Annotated in this window: 21 protein-coding genes; 8 read left to right on the top strand and 13 right to left on the bottom strand. The window is 43.9% G+C overall.

The annotated features are described in order from the left end of the window. Positions 1 to 32: 32 nt before the first annotated feature. Together M3193_RS10430 and M3193_RS10425 are read right to left on the bottom strand one after the other, a co-directional pair. Positions 33 to 236 carry a DUF951 domain-containing protein gene (locus M3193_RS10430; protein WP_262175426.1) on the bottom strand — a complete coding sequence of 68 codons (204 nt, stop codon included), beginning with the start codon at positions 234 to 236 and terminating at the stop codon, positions 33 to 35. A gap of 27 nt (positions 237 to 263) precedes the next feature. Continuing rightward, on the bottom strand, positions 264 to 1,163 hold the full coding sequence (locus tag M3193_RS10425; protein WP_285851957.1) for a mechanosensitive ion channel family protein: 900 nt from the start codon (positions 1,161 to 1,163) through the stop codon (positions 264 to 266). Between the two features lie 86 nt (positions 1,164 to 1,249). Between M3193_RS10425 and yyaC the strand changes: the two genes are divergently transcribed. Further along, positions 1,250 to 1,828 (top strand): spore protease YyaC, encoded by a 579-nt coding sequence (gene yyaC / locus M3193_RS10420; RefSeq protein WP_251627337.1) that lies wholly within the window; start codon positions 1,250 to 1,252, stop codon positions 1,826 to 1,828. On the opposite strand, the gene M3193_RS10415 is transcribed toward yyaC, so the two are convergent. The 11 genes from M3193_RS10415 to rpmH all read right to left on the bottom strand — a co-directional run bounded on the left by M3193_RS10415 (position 1,797) and on the right by rpmH (position 12,489). Continuing rightward, the gene (locus M3193_RS10415; RefSeq protein WP_251627334.1) at positions 1,797 to 2,504 is read right to left on the bottom strand and encodes a DUF554 domain-containing protein; all 708 of its coding nucleotides are present in this window, start codon (positions 2,502 to 2,504) and stop codon (positions 1,797 to 1,799) included. The two genes, yyaC and M3193_RS10415, sit on opposite strands and share 32 nt — an antisense overlap. Positions 2,505 to 2,566: 62 nt before the next feature. Beyond that, positions 2,567 to 3,403 carry a ParB/RepB/Spo0J family partition protein gene (locus tag M3193_RS10410; RefSeq protein ID WP_251627332.1) on the bottom strand — a complete coding sequence of 279 codons (837 nt, stop codon included), beginning with the start codon at positions 3,401 to 3,403 and terminating at the stop codon, positions 2,567 to 2,569. After that, positions 3,396 to 4,157, bottom strand: coding sequence for a ParA family protein (locus M3193_RS10405; protein ID WP_251627330.1), 762 nt, complete (start codon positions 4,155 to 4,157; stop codon positions 3,396 to 3,398). Before M3193_RS10405 ends, M3193_RS10410 begins: the two co-directional genes overlap by 8 nt. Before the next feature lie 191 nt (positions 4,158 to 4,348). Next, entirely contained in the window at positions 4,349 to 5,209 is an 861-nt protein-coding gene (noc, locus tag M3193_RS10400; RefSeq protein WP_251627328.1) for a nucleoid occlusion protein, read from the bottom strand. A 237-nt stretch (positions 5,210 to 5,446) separates the two neighbouring features. After that, positions 5,447 to 6,163 (bottom strand): 16S rRNA (guanine(527)-N(7))-methyltransferase RsmG, encoded by a 717-nt coding sequence (rsmG, locus tag M3193_RS10395; protein ID WP_251627326.1) that lies wholly within the window; start codon positions 6,161 to 6,163, stop codon positions 5,447 to 5,449. 61 nt (positions 6,164 to 6,224) lie between these two features. Further along, the gene (mnmG, locus tag M3193_RS10390; RefSeq protein ID WP_251627317.1) at positions 6,225 to 8,114 is read right to left on the bottom strand and encodes a tRNA uridine-5-carboxymethylaminomethyl(34) synthesis enzyme MnmG; all 1,890 of its coding nucleotides are present in this window, start codon (positions 8,112 to 8,114) and stop codon (positions 6,225 to 6,227) included. Between the two features lie 337 nt (positions 8,115 to 8,451). Further along, positions 8,452 to 9,837 (bottom strand): tRNA uridine-5-carboxymethylaminomethyl(34) synthesis GTPase MnmE, encoded by a 1,386-nt coding sequence (gene mnmE / locus M3193_RS10385; RefSeq protein ID WP_251627316.1) that lies wholly within the window; start codon positions 9,835 to 9,837, stop codon positions 8,452 to 8,454. A 322-nt stretch (positions 9,838 to 10,159) separates the two neighbouring features. After that, entirely contained in the window at positions 10,160 to 10,960 is an 801-nt protein-coding gene (gene jag / locus M3193_RS10380; RefSeq protein ID WP_251627313.1) for an RNA-binding cell elongation regulator Jag/EloR, read from the bottom strand. After that, positions 10,957 to 11,727 carry a membrane protein insertase YidC gene (yidC, locus tag M3193_RS10375; protein ID WP_251627311.1) on the bottom strand — a complete coding sequence of 257 codons (771 nt, stop codon included), beginning with the start codon at positions 11,725 to 11,727 and terminating at the stop codon, positions 10,957 to 10,959. The genes jag and yidC overlap by 4 nt, the downstream gene beginning before the upstream one ends. A gap of 92 nt (positions 11,728 to 11,819) precedes the next feature. Next, the gene (rnpA, locus tag M3193_RS10370; protein ID WP_251627309.1) at positions 11,820 to 12,170 is read right to left on the bottom strand and encodes a ribonuclease P protein component; all 351 of its coding nucleotides are present in this window, start codon (positions 12,168 to 12,170) and stop codon (positions 11,820 to 11,822) included. 184 nt (positions 12,171 to 12,354) lie between these two features. Next, a complete protein-coding gene (gene rpmH / locus M3193_RS10365) occupies positions 12,355 to 12,489 on the bottom strand; it encodes a 50S ribosomal protein L34 (RefSeq protein WP_147060480.1) in 135 nt (44 codons plus the stop codon). 516 nt (positions 12,490 to 13,005) lie between these two features. Here rpmH and dnaA point away from each other — a divergent pair. The 7 genes from dnaA (at position 13,006) to M3193_RS10330 (ending at position 23,013) form a co-directional block, all read left to right on the top strand. Continuing rightward, positions 13,006 to 14,355 carry a chromosomal replication initiator protein DnaA gene (gene dnaA, locus M3193_RS10360; protein WP_251627307.1) on the top strand — a complete coding sequence of 450 codons (1,350 nt, stop codon included), beginning with the start codon at positions 13,006 to 13,008 and terminating at the stop codon, positions 14,353 to 14,355. A 171-nt stretch (positions 14,356 to 14,526) separates the two neighbouring features. Continuing rightward, a complete protein-coding gene (dnaN, locus tag M3193_RS10355; RefSeq protein ID WP_251627305.1) occupies positions 14,527 to 15,660 on the top strand; it encodes a DNA polymerase III subunit beta in 1,134 nt (377 codons plus the stop codon). Positions 15,661 to 15,822: 162 nt separating this feature from the next. Continuing rightward, positions 15,823 to 16,062 (top strand): S4 domain-containing protein YaaA, encoded by a 240-nt coding sequence (gene yaaA / locus M3193_RS10350; RefSeq protein WP_251627303.1) that lies wholly within the window; start codon positions 15,823 to 15,825, stop codon positions 16,060 to 16,062. Beyond that, entirely contained in the window at positions 16,052 to 17,173 is a 1,122-nt protein-coding gene (gene recF, locus M3193_RS10345) for a DNA replication/repair protein RecF (RefSeq protein ID WP_251627301.1), read from the top strand. The genes yaaA and recF overlap by 11 nt, the downstream gene beginning before the upstream one ends. A 69-nt stretch (positions 17,174 to 17,242) precedes the next feature. Continuing rightward, positions 17,243 to 19,165, top strand: coding sequence for a DNA topoisomerase (ATP-hydrolyzing) subunit B (gyrB, locus tag M3193_RS10340; RefSeq protein WP_251627299.1), 1,923 nt, complete (start codon positions 17,243 to 17,245; stop codon positions 19,163 to 19,165). A gap of 105 nt (positions 19,166 to 19,270) precedes the next feature. Then, complete coding sequence (gene gyrA / locus M3193_RS10335; protein WP_251627296.1) at positions 19,271 to 21,796, top strand: DNA gyrase subunit A; 2,526 nt, start codon at positions 19,271 to 19,273, stop codon at positions 21,794 to 21,796. Between the two features lie 119 nt (positions 21,797 to 21,915). Next, positions 21,916 to 23,013: an HD-GYP domain-containing protein gene (locus M3193_RS10330; RefSeq protein ID WP_251627294.1), complete on the top strand. Its 1,098-nt coding sequence runs from the start codon at positions 21,916 to 21,918 to the stop codon at positions 23,011 to 23,013. Positions 23,014 to 23,422 lie beyond the last annotated feature (409 nt).

Below are 23,422 nucleotides of genomic sequence, written 5' to 3'. Positions count from 1 at the left end.
TCTTCTATTATAAGAATTGTTGGCGTTCCTGTCTAATTTTGTTCTGCTTCCGCTTTGACAAGCACCTTTTTCATCTTCTTTGCAAATTCATTTCTCGGAATCATCACGCTATGCCCGCAACCTTCACATTTGATCCGGATGTCAGCGCCCATTCGAATGATTTTCCAAGCATTGGTACCGCACGGATGCGGTTTCTTCATTTCCACTACGTCTTTCAACTGAAACTCTTTCTCCACCGTCCATCTTACTCCTTTCCTTGCCCCTTATTGGTTATCGAATGATTTTGACACAAGCATAGGATATGGAATCTCGATCCCTTCCCGCTCTAAATGTTTTTTTATGCCTATGCTAATATTCCTTGCAGTATCGAAATGTCGCATCGGTCTCGTTTCGACGATTATCCGTTCAATGACCGAGTCCTCCGTGAAATCATACGCCCCGATCAATTTCGGTTTTCCTAAAAGATCGGGGTTGTCCTTGCTCATCGACTTCAGATAAGCATCGATTGACTTTTCCACTTTCTCCACACCAAGTTCAAATGGAATAGCGACATCAACAATGGCCAATGAGTTTTTCAATGAATAATTAATGACTTGCGCAATCGTTCCATTCGGCAATATAAAAATTTCGCCTGTGAAATTTTTAATCTTCGTTGTCCGCAAACCGATTTCTTCAACCCGGCCTTCTGCCGTACCGTTTTTAACGTAGTCCCCCACGGAAAATTGGTCTTCGAAAAGGATGAAGAATCCAGAAATAACGTCCTTTACTAGGCTTTGTGCTCCGAAACCGACAGCGAGGCCCAAAACCCCTGCGCCTGCCAGCAGTCCCTTCACGTCGATATTAAACTCCTGCAGGATGGCCAGTATCGCGGAGAAATAGACGACGTAGGAGAGCGTGTTCTCGAGCAGCTTCAGCAAAGTCTGTTCCCGCCGCTCCTCTTTTCGGATGGGACTTTTTAGTTTGATCCTGAAGATCTTTCGAATAATATATTTGCCGACTTGCACGACAATAATAGAGATTGTGATGATAAAGGCAATCTTTATGGCAACAACTCCGAAATGGACCCATGTTTCTTCGGAGAAGATGAACTTGCCTATTTTCTCCGTATCTTCATTGATGAATACTTCTTTAATACTTTCAGTTTGCTTGTTTGTCACCCGCATCAAACCTTTCCGTATAAATCCCCCTGCAGCCGCGTATACTGCTACACAATCAATTATTGAACTATTTATGAGAATGGAGTTTTGTCATGCATACAACACTTTCCACTGAATACGATTATCGCCTTCACTATAATGATACCGGCGCAGTTTGGAAGCTCAGCACTTATTTCCTTGAACAAATCCCTTTTCATGAAGATTCTTTAACCTTCTTCTGTATCGGAACGGATCGATCCACTGGCGATGCATTAGGTCCGTTGACCGGATCTCATTTAGCCGAATCATTATTATTTCCATTCAACGTCGTCGGAACATTGGAAAAGCCTTTACATGCTCTAAATTTACAACAGCATTTGGACGAACTTCAATCGAGGGAGCCTTCCTCCTTCATCGTTGCAATAGATGCGTGCTTAGGAAGAAGCGACTCTATCGGCCAATTGCTTTTTCATCAAGGACCTCTCTATCCCGGCAAAGCAGTCGGAAAAGAATTGCCGCCCGTAGGTAATTTATCCATCAAAGGTGTCGTTAACATCTCAGGTTTCATGGAGCAGGCTGTTCTTCAAAGCACACGACTCCATTTATCTTTTGAAATGAGCAGAATCATCTCCCGTTCCCTTCAACTTGCCTATGGGAGATTCAAAACAGGTAATGAACGATTGTCACAATAACACCGACGACAGCGATTCCTGGAATGAGATTCGCCACCCGTATTTTTGTTATGCCGATCAGATTCAATCCGATACCTACAATCATTAAACCGCCTGTAGCTGTCATTTCTGAAATGAAAAATTGTAGTAGTTCATCCGGTACAAAGCGGCTTATTTGCGTTGAAAATATTGTAATGAGGGCTTGGTAGAGGAATACCGGAACTGCAGAAACCATAACTCCAATGCCAAGCGTCGAACTAAGGATGACCGACGTGAATCCATCAATGATCCCCTTCATGATCAACACATCATGATCATTCCGCAGTCCGCTGTCAATTGCCCCGATAATGGCCATTGAGCCGACAACGAAGATGAGTGTTGCAGTGACAAATCCTTGTGCGATGCCAGGTCCTTCTTTTTTTGAAGGGAGCTTCCGCTCAATCCATTTTCCCAATTCATTTATTTTGTCGTCAAGGTTCATCCATTCACCAATAATTGCTCCAATAACGATGCTAATGATGACAATTAAAATTTGAGTGCTTTCAAATGTCATTTGAATGCCGATTGCGGTGACCGCCAATCCGATTCCATACATGACGGTCTCTTTCATCCGTTCGGGAATATTATATAAAAAACGGCCAAGCAATGCGCCGACCACGATAAGCAAAGCATTTACAATTGAACCGAATAAAATCATCGTTTTTCACTTCCATCTGTAAAAATAATACCTATTTTGCAGCAAGCAAAATAGGTATAGGCTTATTCATTCAATAGTTCTAGGATTCTTTCAAGATCCTCTTCCGTGAAAAACTCGATCTCGATTTTACCTTTGTTCTTTGATTTCTTTATCGTCACGTTGGTGCCGAAATATTCCCTCAAATGAGACTCCTGCTCTTCCAGGAATATATTTTTCTTTTCCGGTTTTGTTTCACGTGGAACATTTTCATTCAGTTTATGGACTAGCTTCTCCAGTTGACGCACATTCAATCCTTCGTTGATTGTTTTTTCTGCAATCAACAAGATTTGCTCCTTCTTTCGGAGCCCGAGCAATGTGCGTCCATGACCCATTGAAAGTTTTCCATCCGTAATTAAGTTGCGCACCTTTTCAGGCAAGCTTAACAATCGGATATGGTTTGCTATATGCGGGCGACTTTTACCTAGTCTGAATGCTAATTGTTCCTGAGTAAGAGTTAGGTTATCCATTAATTTCTGATATGCTTCCGCTTCCTCGATCGGTGTTAAGTCTTCACGTTGCAAGTTTTCCAGAATCGCTAATTCCATTGACTCTTCATCTGTCAGTTGACGGACGACTGCTGGAATCTCTGCCAATCCTGCGATTTTAGCAGCTCTGAATCGTCTTTCACCTACTACAATTTCATACATTGTCCCTACTTTACGGACAATGATCGGCTGCAAAATTCCGTGCTCCTTGATTGATTCACTTAACTCATGGATTGCATTCTCATCAAATATTTTTCTTGGCTGGTACGGATTCACTTTAATGCTTTTTAATCGAATATTTTCGATAGACTCTGCTTTCGTTAACGATTCATCCGGAAATAAAGCGTTCAATCCTTTTCCAAGACCTTTAGCCATTGTGCACCACTTCCTTTGCCAGCTCTAAGTATACTTCCGCGCCTCTCGATCTAGAATCATAAATGATGATCGGCTCCCCGTGGCTTGGCGCCTCACTCAATCTTACATTTCGTGGAATAATCGTTCCGTACACTTTATCTTGGAAATATTTTTTCACTTCATCAATGACTTGAATACCCAAATTTGTCCTTGCATCGAACATTGTTAATAATACGCCATCAATTGTGAGGCCTTCATTCAAATGCTTTTGGACGAGTCGGATGGTGCTCAGTAATTGGCTCAATCCTTCCAATGCGTAATACTCACATTGCACCGGGATAACGACTGAGTCTGCAGCTGTAAGAGAGTTAATAGTCAATAATCCTAAAGATGGCGGGCAATCAATGATAATATAATCATACAATTCCTTCGCCTCTTGAATAGCATGTTTCATCCGCACTTCCCTAGAAATTGTTGAAACGAGTTCAATTTCTGCCCCAGCCAATGAAATGGTTGCCGGAACGATATCCAAGTTTTCCATCTTCGTCTGATGAATGACTTCCTTTATATTGACATCATCAATTAACATATCGTAAATACATTGATGTACGTCCCCTTTATTGACCCCTACCCCGCTCGTCGCATTCCCTTGTGGATCGGCATCTATCAAGAGAACTTTTTTGCCGATATGAGCAAGGCAAGCACTAAGATTTACCGAAGTGGTTGTCTTACCAACTCCTCCTTTTTGATTGGCAATGGCTAAAATTTTACCCACACTTGCACCTGCTTTCTCACTCATCTATCAAACAGTTATCTTCAATAATGAATAGATTCATTCTATTTTCATGACTCTTTACTAGTTTATCAAAAAAACGTTGGCCGTGGTATTGTATAGCACAAAAAAACTCCTGCTTCATTCAAGCAAGAGTGCGTCTCGCACATTTTACGAGAACATTATGTTGTTTCCTACTTTTTTTTCGGTATTTTAACAGTGATTGTATAGAATTCCTCTGCATCTTCTTCTTCTGTCACTACATCGATTCCGCTTTTCGTTACGAGCGCCAATGACTGACGAATTGTATTTAATGCAATCCTGACATCCTTGCTTACCGATTTTCGTTTAACTGCTTTCTTTTTTCCCTTCTCTTCTTCAACAGGATTCAATGCTTGCTGAATCCGCTCTTCCAATTGCTTTACATTGAGCTGTTCATCAATTGCTTCTTGAAACAGCTTATGTTGCAATTCGGGATCCTTGACGGAAATCAATGCCCTTGCATGCCTTTCGGATATTTCCTTCGTCATGATCTTATGTTTAATGTCCTCCGGAAGCTTTAATAAACGTAGTTTATTCGCAACTGTGGATTGTCCTTTTCCGAGTCGTTGCGCTAACGCTTCTTGGGTTAACCCGTGTAATTCCAACAACTTTTCATAAGCATACGCTTCTTCGATTGCAGTCAATTCCTCACGCTGCAGGTTTTCAATCAATGCAATGGACGCTGTTTCTTTATCATCCAGGTTACGAATAATGGCAGGCACTTCTTCCCAACCTAATTTCTTCATTGCACGGAATCTACGTTCACCCGCAATGATTTCAAAACCGTCGTCGCTTTTTCTAATGACAATGGGTTGGATTACACCATGTGTATGAATTGTACGTGCAAGCTCTTCAATTTTCTCCTCGGAAAAAATAGTTCGAGGTTGATATTTATTCGGTTTAATCAAATCTATTTTTACTTGATCGACTTTCTCTTGTGGAGTGTTATCATTGTTCTGTAAATCAGGTTCTTTTTCTCCACTACCAAAAAACCGTGAAAACGTGTTTTTCATCGCCGGCACCCACCTTTACAAAACTGCTCATCGTTACTAGCTATTTCGTCATATCTATTATATATCCTCTTTACTACATATTAAAGAGTAGAATTCTATGAGATTACAATACTATAAAATTATGTTCCAGCTATATAAGCGGATAGTACAAAGACAGGCGCAAAAATTCAAGCGCCTGTGTTTTTTTTCATTCCAATAAGAATTCGTAATAAGGAGATATTGTTTCACGTGAAACAATTATTTGATTGGCGTTTTATTTGGGATGCCTGGCTTTCGAGGGTATTTCTTAGGTGTTTTCTTAACCTTATTCATGATGAATATATTTCTTTCGCTTTCCTCCATAGGTAAATTGAAAGAAAATTTCTCGACGAGTTCCGCTCCCAACACATTGATTGCTTTTTTTGCATCCATTAATTCTTCTTCAGCAGCCGCGCCCTTCATGGAAATAAAGATTCCACCCTCTTTTACAAGCGGTAAGCATAACTCTGATAGCACAGATAAACGAGCAACGGCACGTGCGGTGACAATATCAAACTTTTCTCTGTATTTCGGGTTTTGCCCGAAGTCCTCGGCTCTTGAATGAATGAACGTAACGTTATCAAGTTCAAGTTCAGAAGCTAGTTCCGTCAAGAAAGTAATTCGTTTATTTAAAGAATCAACAATTGTTACAGATAAATTCGGAAAACAAATTTTTAGTGGAATGCTCGGAAATCCAGCACCTGCACCTACATCGCAAATGGATTTATTTCCAGTCAAATCCGTGTAAAACGCAGCGGTAATAGAGTCATAAAAATGTTTAAGATAAACAGATGGCGAATCCGTAATCGCTGTTAAGTTCATTTTTTCATTCCATTCCACCAGCATGTAGAAATACTTATTGAATTGTTGAAGCTGATGATCGGTAAGGGGTAGCCCCTGCTCTTTCAACGCCTCTATAAATTGTTCTTCGTTCACTCGAATCCTCCTTCTGTAAAAAAAGACTGATGCGGACTATTCCCACATCAGTCACATGATGTTAACCAGTAATTTTCGCTATTTTTCCTTGTTCGATATAGACGAGCAAGATAGATATGTCGGCTGGATTTACACCTGAAATCCTTGACGCCTGCGCAATGGATAGCGGTCTGACAGCGGATAAATTCGCTTTCGCTTCCTTGGCAATTCCTGAGATTGCATTGTAATCAATGTTCTCAGGTATTCTTTTGTTCTCCATCTTCTTCATACGTTCCACTTGCTGCATGGATTTTTCGATGTAGCCTTCGTACTTGATGAAGATTTCGACTTGCTCCGCCACTTCTTCGGATTTTTCTTCCTCCGGCGGTACAACAGTGATAATTTGTTCGTATTTCATTTCCGGACGTTTTAATAGATCTGCCGCTTTCATCGGTTCGCGAAGTTCTGTTCCACCGGATTCACGGATGATTTCCTGGACCGCTTCACTTGGTTTGATTGTTACTTTTCGAAGTCGTTCGATTTCCTCTTCAATTTGCTGCTTCTTGAGAAGGAATTTTTCGTGACGCTCTTCACTGATCATCCCTAGTTTGTATCCGATTTCCGTTAGACGCATATCAGCATTGTCATGGCGCAGCAAGAGACGGTACTCCGCCCTCGACGTAAGAAGGCGATACGGTTCGCTCGTTCCTTTTGTTACGAGGTCGTCGATTAGAACGCCGATATAAGCATCCGATCTTCCAAGAATGACTTCTCCCTTGCCGAGCACTTTACTTGCCGCATTGATGCCGGCCATGATTCCTTGGGCAGCAGCTTCTTCATAACCAGACGTTCCATTGATTTGCCCAGCTGTATAGAGATTTTTAATTTTTTTCGTTTCGAGTGTCGGCCGGAGCTGCGTCGGAATGATTGAATCATATTCAATCGCATATCCTGCACGCATCATTTCCGCTTTTTCCAGACCCGGGACACTTTCGATCAACCTTCGTTGAACGTGTTCCGGCAGGCTTGTTGAAAGCCCTTGGACATAAAACTCTTTCGTGTTTCGCCCTTCTGGTTCCAAGAAAATCTGATGGCGCGATTTATCCGCAAAACGGACGATCTTGTCTTCAATTGAAGGGCAATAGCTTGGCCCCTTCCCTTTAATCATACCTGAATACATCGGGGAAAGATGAAGATTTTCATTAATAATTTCATGTGTCCTCGGTGTGGTATAGGTTAACCAGCAAGGAAGTTGGTCCATGATGAATTGCGTCGTTTCATAACTGAATGCACGAGGCACGTCGTCGCCTGGTTGAATTTCCGTTTTACTGTAATCAATTGTATTTCCGTTGATTCGCGGAGGTGTTCCTGTCTTGAATCGAATTGTTTCCAATCCAAGTTCGTGCAGATTTTCGGCAAGCTTGATTGCCGGCATTTGATTGTTCGGACCGCTTGAATATTTCAAGTCGCCGATAATGACTTCCCCGCGAAGGAAAGTTCCCGTCGTAATGATGACCGTTTTCGCACGGTAGATTGCCCCGATTTGCGTAACAAGCCCTTTAACTTCGCCATCCTCGACGATCAATTCTTCAACAACTCCTTGATGGAGCGTCAAGTTTTCCTGTTCTTCAAGGACGCGTTTCATTTCTTGTTGGTAAAGGACTTTATCAGCTTGTGCGCGAAGTGCACGGACAGCTGGTCCTTTCCCTGTATTCAACATCCGCATTTGGATATGTGTTTTATCAATCACTTTCCCCATCGCACCGCCAAGCGCGTCAATTTCACGTACGACAATCCCTTTTGCGGGACCTCCGAGTGAAGGATTGCATGGCATGAAAGCGATCATATCAAGATTCATTGTCAGCACCAATGTCGATGCACCCATCTTTGCAGAAGCCAATGCCGCTTCAACGCCGGCATGCCCTGCTCCGATAACTATACAATCGAACGTGCCTGCTTCAAATTGTGGCATGTTCGTTCATCCTTCCTACTAGTTAAATTTTCCGTGTCTATAATAAAACAAGCAAAAGAAATTCATATTTTCAAAAGACAATGTTGCTTTTCGTTTCGGTACTCGCTTTCCGCGGGCATGGCTTGAGCCAATCGAACTGCGTAGGGTTCGATTTGTAGAATTTCTGCGTTCTGTGCAGAAATTCTACATCCGGTGCTCGCAACGCTATGCTTTTGCTCGCAAAAGCCGTTCTTCGTGACGGCTTTCGCAGGAGGCTCGCACCTGCACTACAAGCAACAGGAGCTGTAGCTTTAAAAAGTACGTTCAATAATATATCGTTCACCAACTGGTTTATATATTATTTACCTAAACAAAACTGAGAGAACAACTGGTTGATGAGGCTGTCTTGGACGGTGTCGCCGACGATTTCGCCTAGGAGCTCCCACGTGCGCGTAACATCGATTTGAATCATGTCGACAGGCACGCCTCCCTCTGCAGCGGACAAGGCATCCTTAATGGATGTATGCGCTTTGTGAAGCAATGCGATATGTCTCGCATTGGACACATATGTTAAATCTCCCGCTTCAAGTGTCCCCTCGAAAAATAGCTTGGCGATCGCTTCTTCCAATTCATCAATGCCTTCTTCCTTGAGGATCGATGTTGTGACGATCGAACTGCTGCCAGCAAATTCACTCACTTGCTGCATATCGATTTTTTGAGGCAGGTCGGTTTTGTTGATGACGACGATCATGTCCATTCCTTCTGTCGCTTCGAAAAGACGGATATCCTCTTCCGTAAGCGGCTCGGAACTATTGAGGACAAGCAAGATAAGATCCGCTTCCTTTAGAACTTGACGGGATCTTTCAACCCCGATCCGCTCGACGATATCCTCCGTCTCCCGGATGCCGGCCGTATCTACGAGACGCAGCGGCACTCCTCTGACATTCACGTATTCCTCTATGATATCACGAGTCGTCCCTGCAATATCGGTGACAATCGCCTTATTCTCCTGAACGAGGCTGTTCAGCAAGGAAGATTTTCCGACGTTCGGTCTTCCGACAATGACCGTGGATAATCCTTCACGCAGAATTTTTCCTTGAGATGAAGTGCGAAGAAGCTTTTCAATTTCTTCTTTCACCCATGTTCCTTTTTCAATCATGAGTGGGATCGTCACTTCTTCGACGTCGTCATATTCCGGGTAATCAATATTCACTTCGACTTGCGCTAATGTTTCAAGAAGCGCCTGCCGCAGTTCGCCAATCAGCTTGGAAAGCTTGCCTTCCATTTGATTCAACGCAACATTCATTGCCCGGTCCGTTTTTGCACGGATTAAATCCATGACTGCTTCCGCCTGCGAGAGATCGATGCGGCCATTCAGAAATGCACGCTTGGAAAACTCGCCCGGTTCCGCAAGGCGAGCACCTTCTTTCAACACTAGGTTGAGGACGCGGTTCACCGCCACCACGCCTCCGTGGCAGTTCACTTCGACAACGTCTTCACGGGTGAATGTTTTCGGAGCTTTCATGATGGATACCATGACTTCCTCGACAGTTTCCCCCGTGGGCGGGTCTATCAAATGTCCATAATGGATTGTATGTGATTGTTCATCCGCAAGTTTTTTCCCTGACGGAGAACGAAAAATTCGATCTGCAATGCCGATAGCCTCATCTCCACTAAGCCGGACGATGGCGATAGCCCCTTCCCCCATTGGAGTCGATATGGCGGCTATTGTATCAAAATGCAAATTCTTCACCTTCCTAACTCGGTTGCCCACATGTGGATAACCTGTTTTAACTTGACTATCTGACAACATATAATACCACAAATCCAATCGTTCTCATAGTTATCGGGCTAAAAAAATGTGGATAAGTTATCTTACGGGGAGATGTGAAAAGTTTTGCTCGATTTTGAAGAAGTTATGCTCGAGTTTGGCTGAGTTATGCGCGAGTTGAGGAGGCTTATGCTCGTTTCGGGACTTTTATCCCAGTGTCACCTTCCCTCTTCACTCTTAGAAAACAGTATTTCAACGCACATAAAAACCCCGTGATCAGTTCACGGGGTTCAGATTAGATGATCGGCTCAATGACGAGGTACCGGTTCGGATCCGTTCCTTCCGAATACGTTTCGATGTCCAATCGGTTTGATAAAGCGTTATGAATGACTTTCCTTTCATAGGAAGGCATTGGTTCAAGTTGAACTTTTCTTCCATTTCGGACGGCCTGGTCTGCCATCCGCTCCGCGAATTGCTCCAATGATTGTTCTCGGCGTTCACGGTAGTCGCCTACGTCCAGACGTACGACTTTAAATTGTTCGGACGACTTGTTGGCGACGAGCTGGGCCAGTTGCTGCAAAGCGTTTAATGTTTGACCACGTTTGCCGATTAGGAATGCAGCTTTCTCACTATCAAGTTGGAATGAAAGATATTTCCCATTCATTTCGTGCTTGACGACTAGATCGTCGATTCCCATCGCCTTGGCGATTTCCGTCACATAGGCTTTCGTTTCGTTAATCGCCTGTTCATCCGACATAGCCGGACTTTCACCTTCCGACTCAATCGTTTGCATTGCCAGTTCAACAGCCTCGACCACCGATTCTTCTACACTTGGCGGTAATGAAGGCTGGGCCGGAATTGTAGATTCAACCGTCGATGCGGGTTCTTCTTTGGCTGATTCTCTTTTCTCAGATGGCTTACTTGTTTCCTTTAACGTGACGGCTACTTCGGCGTCCCTTGCCCCAAAGCCGAGAAATCCTTTTTTTCCGGCATCCATAATTTCGACTTCCACATCAGTACGCGTGACATTGAGCTCTTGTAGTGCCGCCTTAATCGCAGCATCCACTGTCGCCCCTTTTCGCGTTATCTTTTTCATTTCCGTTTCCCTCCTACTTTTACAGGTGCCACTTCTTCTTTCTTAAATGGTTTGTAAATGAAAATATTCTGGATAATTGAAATGATATTACCGATAACCCAATAAAGTGCTAATGCTGCCGGCAGGAATGTACCGAAAATCATAATCATGAAAGGCATGATATACATCATCGTCTTCATTTGCGGATTATCCATTGCCGGGCCTGTCCGCAAAACGACGAACTGCATGAGTCCAGCGACGACAGCCAGCGTAATGCTCGGAGTAGCAAGTTCGAACCAAAGGAAATTCCCGATTTCGATTTCCGGAGTGGCATTCATTCTGCTGATGGCATGATAAAGTCCGATGACGATTGGCATTTGAATCAATACAGGCAGACATCCTGCGGCAGGATTGATTTTCTGCTCCGTCATCACTCTTTGCATTTCTTCACGGTATTTTTGCTGTGTCACAGCATCCTTCGATTTATATTTCTCTTTCAATCCGGCGAGAATCGGCTGCATTTGCTGCATCCGCTTTGAGTTTTGCGCTTGTTTGATCATTAACGGCAGCAAGATGAGTCGAATAATGATCGTTACAGCTATAATTCCTAATCCATATGTTCCTAATAAGTCTTTGAACGTGACGATCAAGGACACAATCGGCCAGACAATGTATTTATTCCAAAAACCTTCGCTCGTATCATATATCGGTTGATTGAATTCCGAACATCCGGCAAGGAATACTGACACTACTGTCAGCATAAGTAATAACGCGGCTCTTTTCTTCAAATCGTTTCCCCCAAATCTGCTTCTATGAAATATCGATGATTTCAGTTTATCATGAACATTTAATACGTTCTACTTCTTACTCAATAATGCCTCTATACCTGTTTCGGCTTGAAGGCTTTGGCGATTCTTAATACATGCTGCAAGCTTTTTTTCGTTTCGTGGAAATCAAGTGCGGCCGCCTGGTGTCTGGCGATGATAACATAGTCTCTGTCATTTTTCAGTTCGTCTTTCATTTCGAGGAAGGCTTGGCGGATGTATCGTTTTATACGGTTACGCGTTACTGCATTCCCTATTTTCTTTCCTACGGATAAGCCGATTCTGAATTCCAGTTGGTCTTCCTTCCTATAGGAGTAGACGACAAATTGCCGATTCGCCACGGACTTGCCTTTTTTAAATACTTTTTGAAAGTCTTCATTCTTTTTGACGCGCTGGCTTTTTTTCAAGCACTTCACCTCCATGGATCAACATCTAATCATCATCTAGCTCCGGCGGCCAGATGCTCGGGGTCATAAGTCAGCCCTGCTGCACGGCAAAAAGCGCCGTTTCGCATGTCCGCCTTATGCCTGTCGCATCTAGGCAGGCCGCCTTCGCTTTTGTTATAAAAAAAAGACCACTGAGTTAGTGGTCTTATGCTGAAAGCACTTTTCTTCCTTTGCGACGACGAGCAGCGAGGATATTACGACCGCTTTTTGAGCTCATTCTTGCACGGAAGCCGTGAACTTTACTACGTTTACGTTTATTTGGTTGGAATGTACGTTTCATTTTCAAAGACACCTCCCGCATTGTCCCTTTACAATCTGACAGTCTTGAACAGTATAAAGGGCATAGGCTTATATGTCAACAGTTTTTTATGCATCCAATTTGAACACCAAACTCATTCTACAAATTTCAACTGCATCATTCGACAATAAAGGTTATCCACATCTACAAAAACCGACTGCTGAGTAATATGTTCATAGAAATTTTTCCTCATTTTTTTATGCACAGGCCTTATCTACACCTTTTACACATACAAAAGCCTGTGGATAAAGTATTTCTCCACAATTGCCGCTATTGTTAGTAAGTCATAGAATCCCTTGTCATTCTTATAGTTTCTTGGTACAATATAAAGGATTTTGCTGTTAACAAATTTATACGCCTATTTATTTATCCACAATTGTTGATAGGTTGTGGATAATTTTTTCAACACTTTTGGATATTTCTTATCCACAGGAGCGGATTCTGTGTATAATACATATTCCTGTGTTTTTTTATTTTCTATGTAAAGGAGGCCCACGAGTGGATCAGCTTGAAAAATTATGGAACAATGTTTTGTCGAAAATTGAAGACAAAATTTCCAGGCCTAGTTTTGAAACCTGGCTCAAATCGACAAAATTAATGTCCTATGGGGAAGAGAATGTAACAATTGCTGTTCCAAATTCGTTTGCTAAGGATTGGCTTGAAAATCATTATGTGCATTTGATTACAGGCATCCTCTCAGAATTGACTGGGGAGGATCGGCTCATTCATTTCGTTGTTCCAAAAGAAATGGAAGAAAACGATTTCCAAGTACCGAAACCCGCGGTAAAACAAGCAGAGAAGTCGGCTATCCAATCAGCATCTGTCATGTTGAACCCAAAATATACATTTGATACATTCGTCATCGGCTCTGGCAACAGGTTTGCCCATGCTGCTTCACTCGCTGTTGCAGAAGCGCCGGCGAAATCATATAACCCTTTATTCATCTACGGTGGCGTAGGACTCGGAAAGACCCATCTAATGCATGCAATCGGGCATTATATTATGGAACAGGACCCATCCTCGAAAGTCGTTTATTTATCATCGGAGAAATTTACGAATGAATTCATTAATTCGATCATGAATAACAAAGCAGGCGATTTCAGGAACCAGTACAGGAACGTGGATGTACTTCTAATTGACGATATTCAATTCATCGCTGGAAAAGAACAGACACAAGAAGAATTTTTCCATACGTTCAATACATTGCATGAGGAATCGAAGCAGATCATCATATCCAGTGACCGTCCACCGAAGGAGATTCCTACGCTGGAAGATCGTCTTAGATCCCGTTTCGAATGGGGGTTAATAACGGATATCGCTCCTCCCGATTTGGAGACGCGAATTGCCATCTTGCGCAAGAAGGCGAAGGCGGATGGATTGCTCGACATTTCAGATGACGTAATGTTGTATATCGCAAATCAGATTGATACGAACATCCGTGAATTGGAAGGGGCTTTGATTCGCGTCGTTGCCTATTCATCCCTCGTCAATATGGACATAACGACTGACCTGGCAGCGGAAGCACTGAGAGATATCATTCCGAATTCCCGTCCACGAACTGTCAGCATATTGGATATCCAAAAAACAGTCGGTGAACATTACAATATACGGTTGGAGGATTTTACGGCCAAAAAAAGGACGAGAGCGATTGCATTCCCTCGTCAAATTGCCATGTACTTATCACGAGAACTTACAGACTCGTCCCTGCCGAAAATCGGATCCGAGTTTGGTGGCAGGGACCACTCAACCGTCATCCATGCGCATGAAAAAATCTCTAAGCAGCTAAAAGATGATCAAAATCTACAGCAGGATATTCAGGATATTAAGAGCATCCTTGGTCGCGGATGAATATCCACATGTGTATAACCTGCTAAAAACAGAACAAGCTGTGCACATATTATGCACATGTGAATCGTTTTACAACATATAGGATTTAGGGACTTATCAACATTTCCACAGCCCCTATTACTATTACTATCTTTATTACTTAACTAATAATTATATAAGCGAGGGTGCAAAATGAAATTTGAAATAATGAGAGACTGGTTGCTCGAAGGATTGAATGATGTCATGAAAGCAATAAGTTCAAAAGTTGCCAACCCCATTTTGACCGGCGTGAAAATGGATGTGAGTGAAAAAGGATTGACGATGACAGGAAGTGACTCAGACATCACAATCTGCACATTCATTCCTGTTGAACAAGACGGAGAGCAGATCATCCGTGTGATTGAAACCGGGTCGATCATTCTTCAAGCAAAAGTCTTCAGTGAAATCGTCCGGAAATTGCCTACGAACGAAATTACGATTGAAGTTGAAAACATGCAAACCCTTATTCAATCTGGAAAATCCGAATTCAATCTGATCGGTTCAAATTCAGACGAATACCCAGTTCTCCCCAATGTGAAAGACGAATATCGCTTTTCTTTGCCTTCGGATTTGATGAAATCAATTATTAAGGAAACAGTCTTTGCCGTATCCCAACAGGAAACTCGGCCAATTTTGACGGGTGTACATTGGGAAACGGATGAAGAGAAGCTCGTATGCGTAGCAACGGACAGCCACCGACTGGCGAGAAGGGAAATCGTTCCTGAAATGATGCCGGAAAGCCCATTCAGTGTCGTCATTCCTGGGAAAAGCCTTCAGGAGCTGAATAAAATCCTTGAGGACAACTCTGAGGTTGTCGAAATCGTTATTGCAGATCAGCAAGTTTTATTCAAATCTAGGAATGTACTGTTTTACTCAAGGCTCTTGGAAGGGAATTACCCGGATACGTCAAGATTGATCCCATCCGAATATAAAACGACTGTACAAGTGAATGGCCGTAAATTATTGCAAGCCATTGATCGGGCTTCACTTCTTGCACGTGAGGACCGAAATAACATTGTCCGATTCGCTGCGGAAGGTGGCAATGTCATCGAAGTTTCATCCAACTCCCCGGAAATTGGAAAGGTTGAAGAATTGATCGAGGCAATTGATGTAAACGGCGAGGATTTAAAAATTTCCTTTAGTGCCAAATACATGATGGATGCATTGAAAGCAATTGAAGGCCAGGATATAGCGATTCATTTCACTGGTGCCATGAGGCCTTTCATCTTGAAATCGATGGAAAGCGATGCAATTTTACAATTAATTTTACCTGTCAGGACATTTTAACAATCAAGAGACTGTCTACTTATCAGCAGGCTAAGGAATGCAAAACGTTTTCCTTCGCCTGTTTCTTTTTATTTGTGCATGTCTTTTTCAATTACATTTTTACTTACAGCTGAAAGTTCGGTAAAATAGAGGAACAGACTAACTTATGAAGGACTGAAGCGGATGGAACTTATGAAAATCGATACGGAATTTATTACATTAGGTCAATTGTTGAAAATGTCGAATAGCATAAGCTCGGGCGGCATGGCCAAATGGTATTTGGAGGAAAACACTGTGTACGTGAACGGAGAAGTCGATCGCAGACGAGGCAAAAAGCTATATGACGGGGATATCGTCACACTTCCCGGCGTCGGCAAATTCAAGATATCCACATCCTCAGACGGTCAATCGGATGTTCATTGAACGGCTTGCTTTAACAGATTATCGGAATTATGAATCCCTTGAACTATCCTTTTCCCCGCATATCAATGTTCTGATTGGAGAAAATGCGCAAGGAAAGACCAACATCATGGAGGCGATCTACGTATTATCAATGGCGAAATCGCATCGCACTGCAAATGATCGTGAACTTATACGTTGGGAACAAGAGTATGGTAAAATAGAAGGGGACATCAAACGGAAATACGGACGACTACCACTTGAACTGACGATATCGAAAAAAGGCAAGAAAGCGCGGGTCAACCATCTGGAACAGAATCGCCTCAGCCTATATATCGGTCAGCTCAATGTTGTCATGTTTGCTCCGGAAGACTTGAATCTCGTAAAGGGAAGTCCACAGGTCCGAAGAAGATTCTTAGACATGGAAATCGGACAAATCTCCCCCGTTTATCTACATGACCTGCTGACTTTTCAAAAGGTCTTAAAGCAACGGAACGCAATCCTCAAAGATAATCGCGGTAAATTAGATTTAACGGACGTCATGTTCGATATTTATACAGAACAATATATACAGCTGGCCGTGCAAATCATCCGGAAACGGTTTTACTTCATCGAACTGCTCCAGAAATGGGCGGAACCGATTCATAAAGGGATTTCCAGAGGCATCGAGCAGCTAAAAGTGACATATGGAACATTAAAAGAGTTGGATTCTGGGCAGACTGCTGAGCAGATGGAAGAAATACTCAGTCAGAAATTGCAAGAAGTGAGACGTCGAGAATTGGAGCGTGGGATGACTCTGATCGGACCGCACCGTGACGATCTCCATTTTTTTGTAAATGACTATGATATCCAAACGTACGGTTCGCAAGGGCAGCAGCGGACAACTGCTCTGTCGCTCAAACTTGCGGAAATAGACCTCGTCAAACAGGAAGTCGGAGAGACCCCGGTCCTTCTTTTGGACGACGTGTTATCCGAGCTTGATGATTATCGACAGTCACACTTGCTGAATATCATGCAGGGCCAAGTGCAGACATTTGTCACGACGACGAATATTGCGGGAATCGATCATGAGACGATACGTGACGCCGAGCTGTATGAGGTATCAGCGGGTAAGGTCAGCGATAAAGGGAATTAAGTCCATTCCTGTTTGTAAGTGATAGAAGGTTAGATTGATGTTCGGAAAGGAAAGGTGAACGGTTTGGCTATGGAAGAAAAAGAATTGCAAATGGCATATGACGCCAATCAGATACAGGTCCTAGAAGGCCTTGAAGCTGTCCGTAAACGTCCGGGCATGTACATCGGCACAACGAGTTCACGGGGACTTCACCATCTTGTATGGGAAATTGTCGACAACAGTATCGATGAAGCGCTTGCGGGCTATTGCGATCATATTGAAGTAACGATTGAAAAGGATAACTGGATCCGTGTCGATGACAATGGACGTGGCATCCCGGTAGGCATCCAGGAATCGACAGGCAGACCAGCCGTTGAAGTCATTATGACGGTCCTTCATGCCGGAGGTAAATTCGGAGGCGGCGGCTATAAGGTATCAGGCGGTTTGCACGGTGTCGGGGCTTCTGTCGTGAACGCTCTTTCCGAAGTGACGGAAGTGTATGTACGCCGGGATGGTAAGCTTCACTTTATCCAATTTGAACGAGGCGTCCTCTCGCATGAATTGGAAGTCATCGGTGAATCCGACGAAACCGGAACGCGCACACGATTCAAAGCAGACCCTGAAATATTCACGGAAACGACAGTCTATGAATATGAAATATTGGCACATCGTCTGCGTGAGTTGGCATATCTGAACAGAGGCTTGCGCATTAGCATCACGGATGAACGTGAGGAGGAAATCCGCACAGATACGTTCTACTACGAAGGCGGCATCAAATCCTACGTTGAACATTTAAATAAAAACAAAGAACCGATCCATGAGGAACCAATTTTCATAGAAGGCGAGAAAGATGGAATCTCCATCGAAATCGCGATGCAATACAATAGCGGCTATGCGGAAAACCTGTTTTCATTCGCGAATAATATCAATACGTATGAAGGCGGTACGCATGAATCCGGATTCAAGACCGCATTGACTCGTGTTGTCAACGATTATGCCAGGAAGAACGGAATGCTGAAAGAAGCAGATCCGAACCTTTCAGGCGATGATGTGCGTGAAGGTTTGACGGCAATCATTTCAATCAAACACCCGGACCCACAGTTCGAGGGACAGACGAAAACGAAATTGGGCAACTCTGAAGTGAGTACGATTACAAATGCTTTATTCTCGGAAGGGTTCCAACGCTTCCTGCTAGAAAACCCGGTGACTGCGCGACTGGTGATCGATAAGAGCCTTATGGCTGCACGGGCGCGAATTGCCGCAAGGAATGCACGTGAATTGACACGCCGGAAATCAGCGTTGGAAGTATCGAGCCTTCCCGGAAAACTGGCGGACTGCTCTTCGCGTAATCCAGCAATCAGTGAATTGTATATCGTAGAAGGTGACTCCGCGGGCGGCTCCGCAAAGAGCGGACGTGACCGTCATTTCCAAGCGATCCTGCCATTACGAGGTAAAATCCTGAACGTTGAAAAAGCTAGGTTGGACCGTATTTTAGGGAATGCGGAAATCCGGACGATGATCACGGCACTCGGTACAGGCATTGGGGATGAATTTGATCTTTCGAAGGCGCGTTACCATAAAATCGTGATCATGACGGATGCCGACGTCGACGGAGCACATATCCGGACGTTATTATTGACATTCTTCTTCCGTTTCATGCGACCGTTGATTGAAGCGGGCTATGTCTACATCGCACAACCGCCGCTTTACCGGGTCAAACAAGGCAAGCATGAGGAATATTGTTACGACGAAGAAGAACTGCAGGAAATCCTGAACCGTCTTTCTGCTGTTCCGAAACCGGTCATTACACGCTATAAAGGTCTTGGTGAGATGGACGCCACCCAGTTATGGGAGACGACGATGGACCCGGATCAGCGTACACTCCTTCAAGTGCACCTCGAAGATGCATTTGATGCAGATTCGACATTCGAGCAATTAATGGGTGACGAAGTTGAACCGCGCCGCAGATTCATCGAAGAAAATGCGATGTACGTAAAGAATTTGGATACTTGATTTATTCAATTAACGAAAAATGGAACAGGGACCTTCAACAGAGGTACCTTTTGCAGTTGACAGGCTGTGTGTGAATAGCGCCTGAGTTGAAAGGAGTTTGACAATATGGCAGATATGCCAAAACGTGGTGTCCAAGGCATTAACATCAGTACGGAGATGAAAACATCATTTCTCGACTATGCGATGAGTGTCATCGTCTCCCGGGCATTGCCTGACGTAAGGGATGGGTTGAAGCCCGTCCACCGGCGTATTCTTTATGCAATGCAAGATCTTGGAAACACCGCGGATAAACCACATAAGAAATCAGCCCGTATCGTCGGCGATGTAATCGGTAAGTATCATCCCCATGGCGACAGTGCCGTTTATGACACGATGGTCCGGATGGCGCAGGATTTCAACTATCGCTATATGCTCGTAGATGGCCACGGGAATTTCGGTTCCGTAGATGGCGATGCGGCAGCAGCGATGCGTTATACGGAATCTAGAATGTCCCGAATCGCAATGGAATTGCTGCGAGACATCAATAAAGATACGATCGATTACCAAGACAATTATGATGGCCAAGAAAAAGAACCGATTGTCCTGCCGAGCCGTTTCCCGAATCTGCTAGTCAACGGAACTTCGGGCATCGCGGTCGGTATGGCTACGAACATCCCGCCTCACCATTTGGGTGAAACGATTGACGGAGTGCTTGCAATGGCGGATAATCCGGCAATCACCACCGAGGAATTGATGGAAATCATTCCAGGCCCTGATTTCCCTACCGGCGGGATCATTCTCGGTAGAAGTGGTATTCGCAGAGCATATGAAACGGGGCGCGGTTCGATTATCATCAGGGGTAAAGTTGAAATCGAGACGCACTCGAACGGCAAAGAGACAATCATCGTGACAGAACTTCCTTACCAGGTGAACAAAGCACGGCTCATCGAGAAAATTGCTGAGCTCGTCCGTGACAAACGGATTGAAGGCATCACACATTTGGCAGATGAATCCGACCGGACAGGTATGCGTATTGTCATCGACGTCCGCAGGGATGCAAATGTTCATGTGTTGTTGAATAACCTTTACAAGCATACGGCGCTTCAATCGAGCTTCGGCATCAATATGCTTGCCCTCGTAGATGGACAGCCAAAGATCTTAGCTCTGAAAGAAATCCTTTATCATTATTTGGAGCATCAAAAAGTGGTCATCCGGAGACGTACTCAATATGAGTTGAGGAAAGCCGAAGACCGCGCGCACATTCTGGAAGGTCTGCGGATTGCGCTTGATCATATCGATGAAATCATCGCGTTGATCCGCGGTTCGAAGACGACCGATGAAGCGAAAACAGGTCTGATGGAACGTTTCAGTTTATCTGAACGTCAATCCCAGGCAATCCTTGACATGCGCCTTCAACGTTTGACAGGACTGGAACGCGATAAGATCGAAAATGAATACCAAGAGCTTTTAACCTTGATTGCCGAGTTGCGCGCCATTCTTGCAGATGAAGAAAAAGTCATTGATATCATCCGGGAGGAGCTGCTTGAAGTGAAGCAGCGTTTCGCCGATGACCGCAGGACCGAGATTGGCAGTGGCGGTGCAGAAATGCTCGAAGATGAAGACCTTATCCCTGTCGAGAACTCCGTATTGACATTGACCCATAATGGTTATATCAAACGGCTTCCTGCCAATACGTACCGGAGCCAGCGTCGCGGCGGCCGCGGAATTCAAGGAATGGGAACGAATGATGATGACTTTGTCGAGCATTTGTTGAACACTTCAACGCATGACACGATCCTGTTCTTTACAAGCCGTGGAAGGGTATTCCGTAAGAAGGGATATGAAGTGCCGGAGTTCAGCAGGACGGCTAAGGGGCTGCCAATCATCAATCTGCTGGATGTAGATAAGGATGAAAAAGTCACGGCCATGATTCCTGTGGAAAAATTCGAAGAGGATAAATATCTCTTCTTCGCCACGCGAGCCGGTGTCGTCAAGCGTACATCCGTTTCCGACTTCGCCAATATCCGCTCCAACGGCCTGATCGCTCTGACATTGCGGGGCGATGATGAACTGATCGGAGTGAAAATGACAACTGGCGATCAAAACATTGCAATCGGTACACGTGATGGAATGCTTATCAAATTCGACGAGCGGGATATCCGTTCGATGGGACGTGTCGCTAGTGGTGTACGCGGCATCCGTTTACGCGAAGGAGATATTGCGGTCGGCATGGACACCGTATCGGAAGGCGATGAAATTCTGGTTGTAACCGAAAAAGGCTTCGGAAAACGGACACCTGAAGACGAATACCGCATCCAGTCCCGTGGCGGATACGGGTTGAAGACGTTGAATGTGACTGATCGGAACGGACAACTCGTTGCAATGAAGACAGTCGATGGATCGGAAGACCTAATGTTGATCACGATTCATGGCATACTCATCCGCATGGATATTGAAGACATTTCTTCAATCGGCCGCAGCACTCAAGGTGTGCGCCTGATCCGTCTTGGAGAAGATGAGCTCGTCGCGACAGTTGCGAAAGTCGAGAAGGAAGAAGAACTTGATGTTCTCGATGAAACCGACGACATCGACAGTAGTAATACGGACGAAGAGATGGAAGGATCCAACGAAGCGGATCATATAGAAGAATGATGTGAAAAGTTATTGGGTCGGCAAAATGCCGCTCAATAACTTTTTTTTCTATCGTCTATTTTGAATATTTGCAGTATGATAGTCCTTAAGAATGATTGGAAAGTGGTGACACCTTAGATATGGAAGTATATAAGACAATCAGCGAGCTGCGGACAGGAATAGTAATTAAAGAAGATGTGTACTGCAAGACGAAGTATCCGATATTGCGAAAAGACACGGTGCTTATGCTTGAACATATTGAAGTATTACAGGCTTTCGGAGTGCAACGCGTTAAAGTAGAAGAACGAGTTGCACAAAAAGACATTCCAGATTCGGAAAAAAGTCCTTCCATGAATGCTGCAGACATTCTTGAAAATATTCCGGTGAGTATGTACCAACTACGCAAAGAATATAACGAAGTGGTCCGCAATTATAAAAAGGAATTCAGCAATTGGCGGGCCGGTCAACGTCCTGATGTCCCAAAAATCCGTGGATTCATCATTCCTCTAATTGAGAAATTCATTAAACAAAAGCAAATGCTTACGATGTTGAACGATTTTTCCAATCCTGAAGAATACATTTATCATCATTCGGTCGCAGTCGGCATTCTCGCAGCCGCTATCTGCAATCAAATGGGATATGAGAAAGGAGATGCGCTGCAATTAGGATTGGCAGGTGCATTGGCGGATTGCGGTATGGCGAAGATCGCACCTTCCATATTGGAAAAGACCGCGTTCCTTACGAAGGAAGAATACAATGAAGTGAAAAAGCATACGTTGTTCAGTGTCAAAATGATACAGGACACGCCTTTGCTAAGGCAGGATATGAAAGTGGCAATTCTTAAGCATCACGAGCGTCTCGACGGTAGCGGGTATCCACGCGGAGAGAAGATGGATACCATTTCGGTGTTCTCCCAGATTCTAGCCGTGGCTGACGTTTTCCATGCCATGACATCCGAAAGATTATATAGGGTAAAACATTCCCCTTACAAAGTGATTGAGATGATCAAAGAGGAGGAGTTCGGCAAATTCGACATCAAAGTCGTCGAAGCACTTCATAGACTTGTCGGCAATCTTTCCATTGGAACAAGAGTGAAGCTGACGGATGGCGAAGTCGGCGAAATCATGTTCATTCACCGTGATACTCCATTAAGACCCATGGTTAAAAAAGAAGTGGATGGGAGTCTCATTGATTTAGCGACGCACAGAAGCATTGCGATTTCGAAGATTGTAGATTGAATGGAATAAAGCCGCGACTGTATCGATACATCGTGGCTTTAGGTAATTGGATAAGGATTAAAAAAGTTATTTATAAAAGGGGTTGCAATTAAAAAGGACGCATGGTATATTTGATGACGTTGCCTTTCCGGTAAGTAAATAACTGCTTTAAAACAGCTTAAAACTTTTTCAAAATAGTTATTGACATAGGGATTGCGAACATGGTACTATATAAGAGTTGCTTCTAACGGAGTGACGCACAATGAACCTTGAAAACTGAACAGCAAAACGTCAACAAATAAAGTTCTGGAGCCGACTCTGTCGGTGAAAAGAACAAACGAATCTTCGGATTCAAATTGACATCTTAATTGATGCCAGCAAGAAACTCGAGCTACTCGAATTTCTCTATTATGGAGAGTTTGATCCTGGC

The organism is Sporosarcina luteola, assembly GCF_023715585.1.
GTDB lineage: Bacteria > Bacillota > Bacilli > Bacillales_A > Planococcaceae > Sporosarcina > Sporosarcina luteola_D.
The sequence above is the reverse complement of the archived record's forward strand: the minus strand, read 5'-3'. Positions and strand labels throughout refer to the sequence as shown.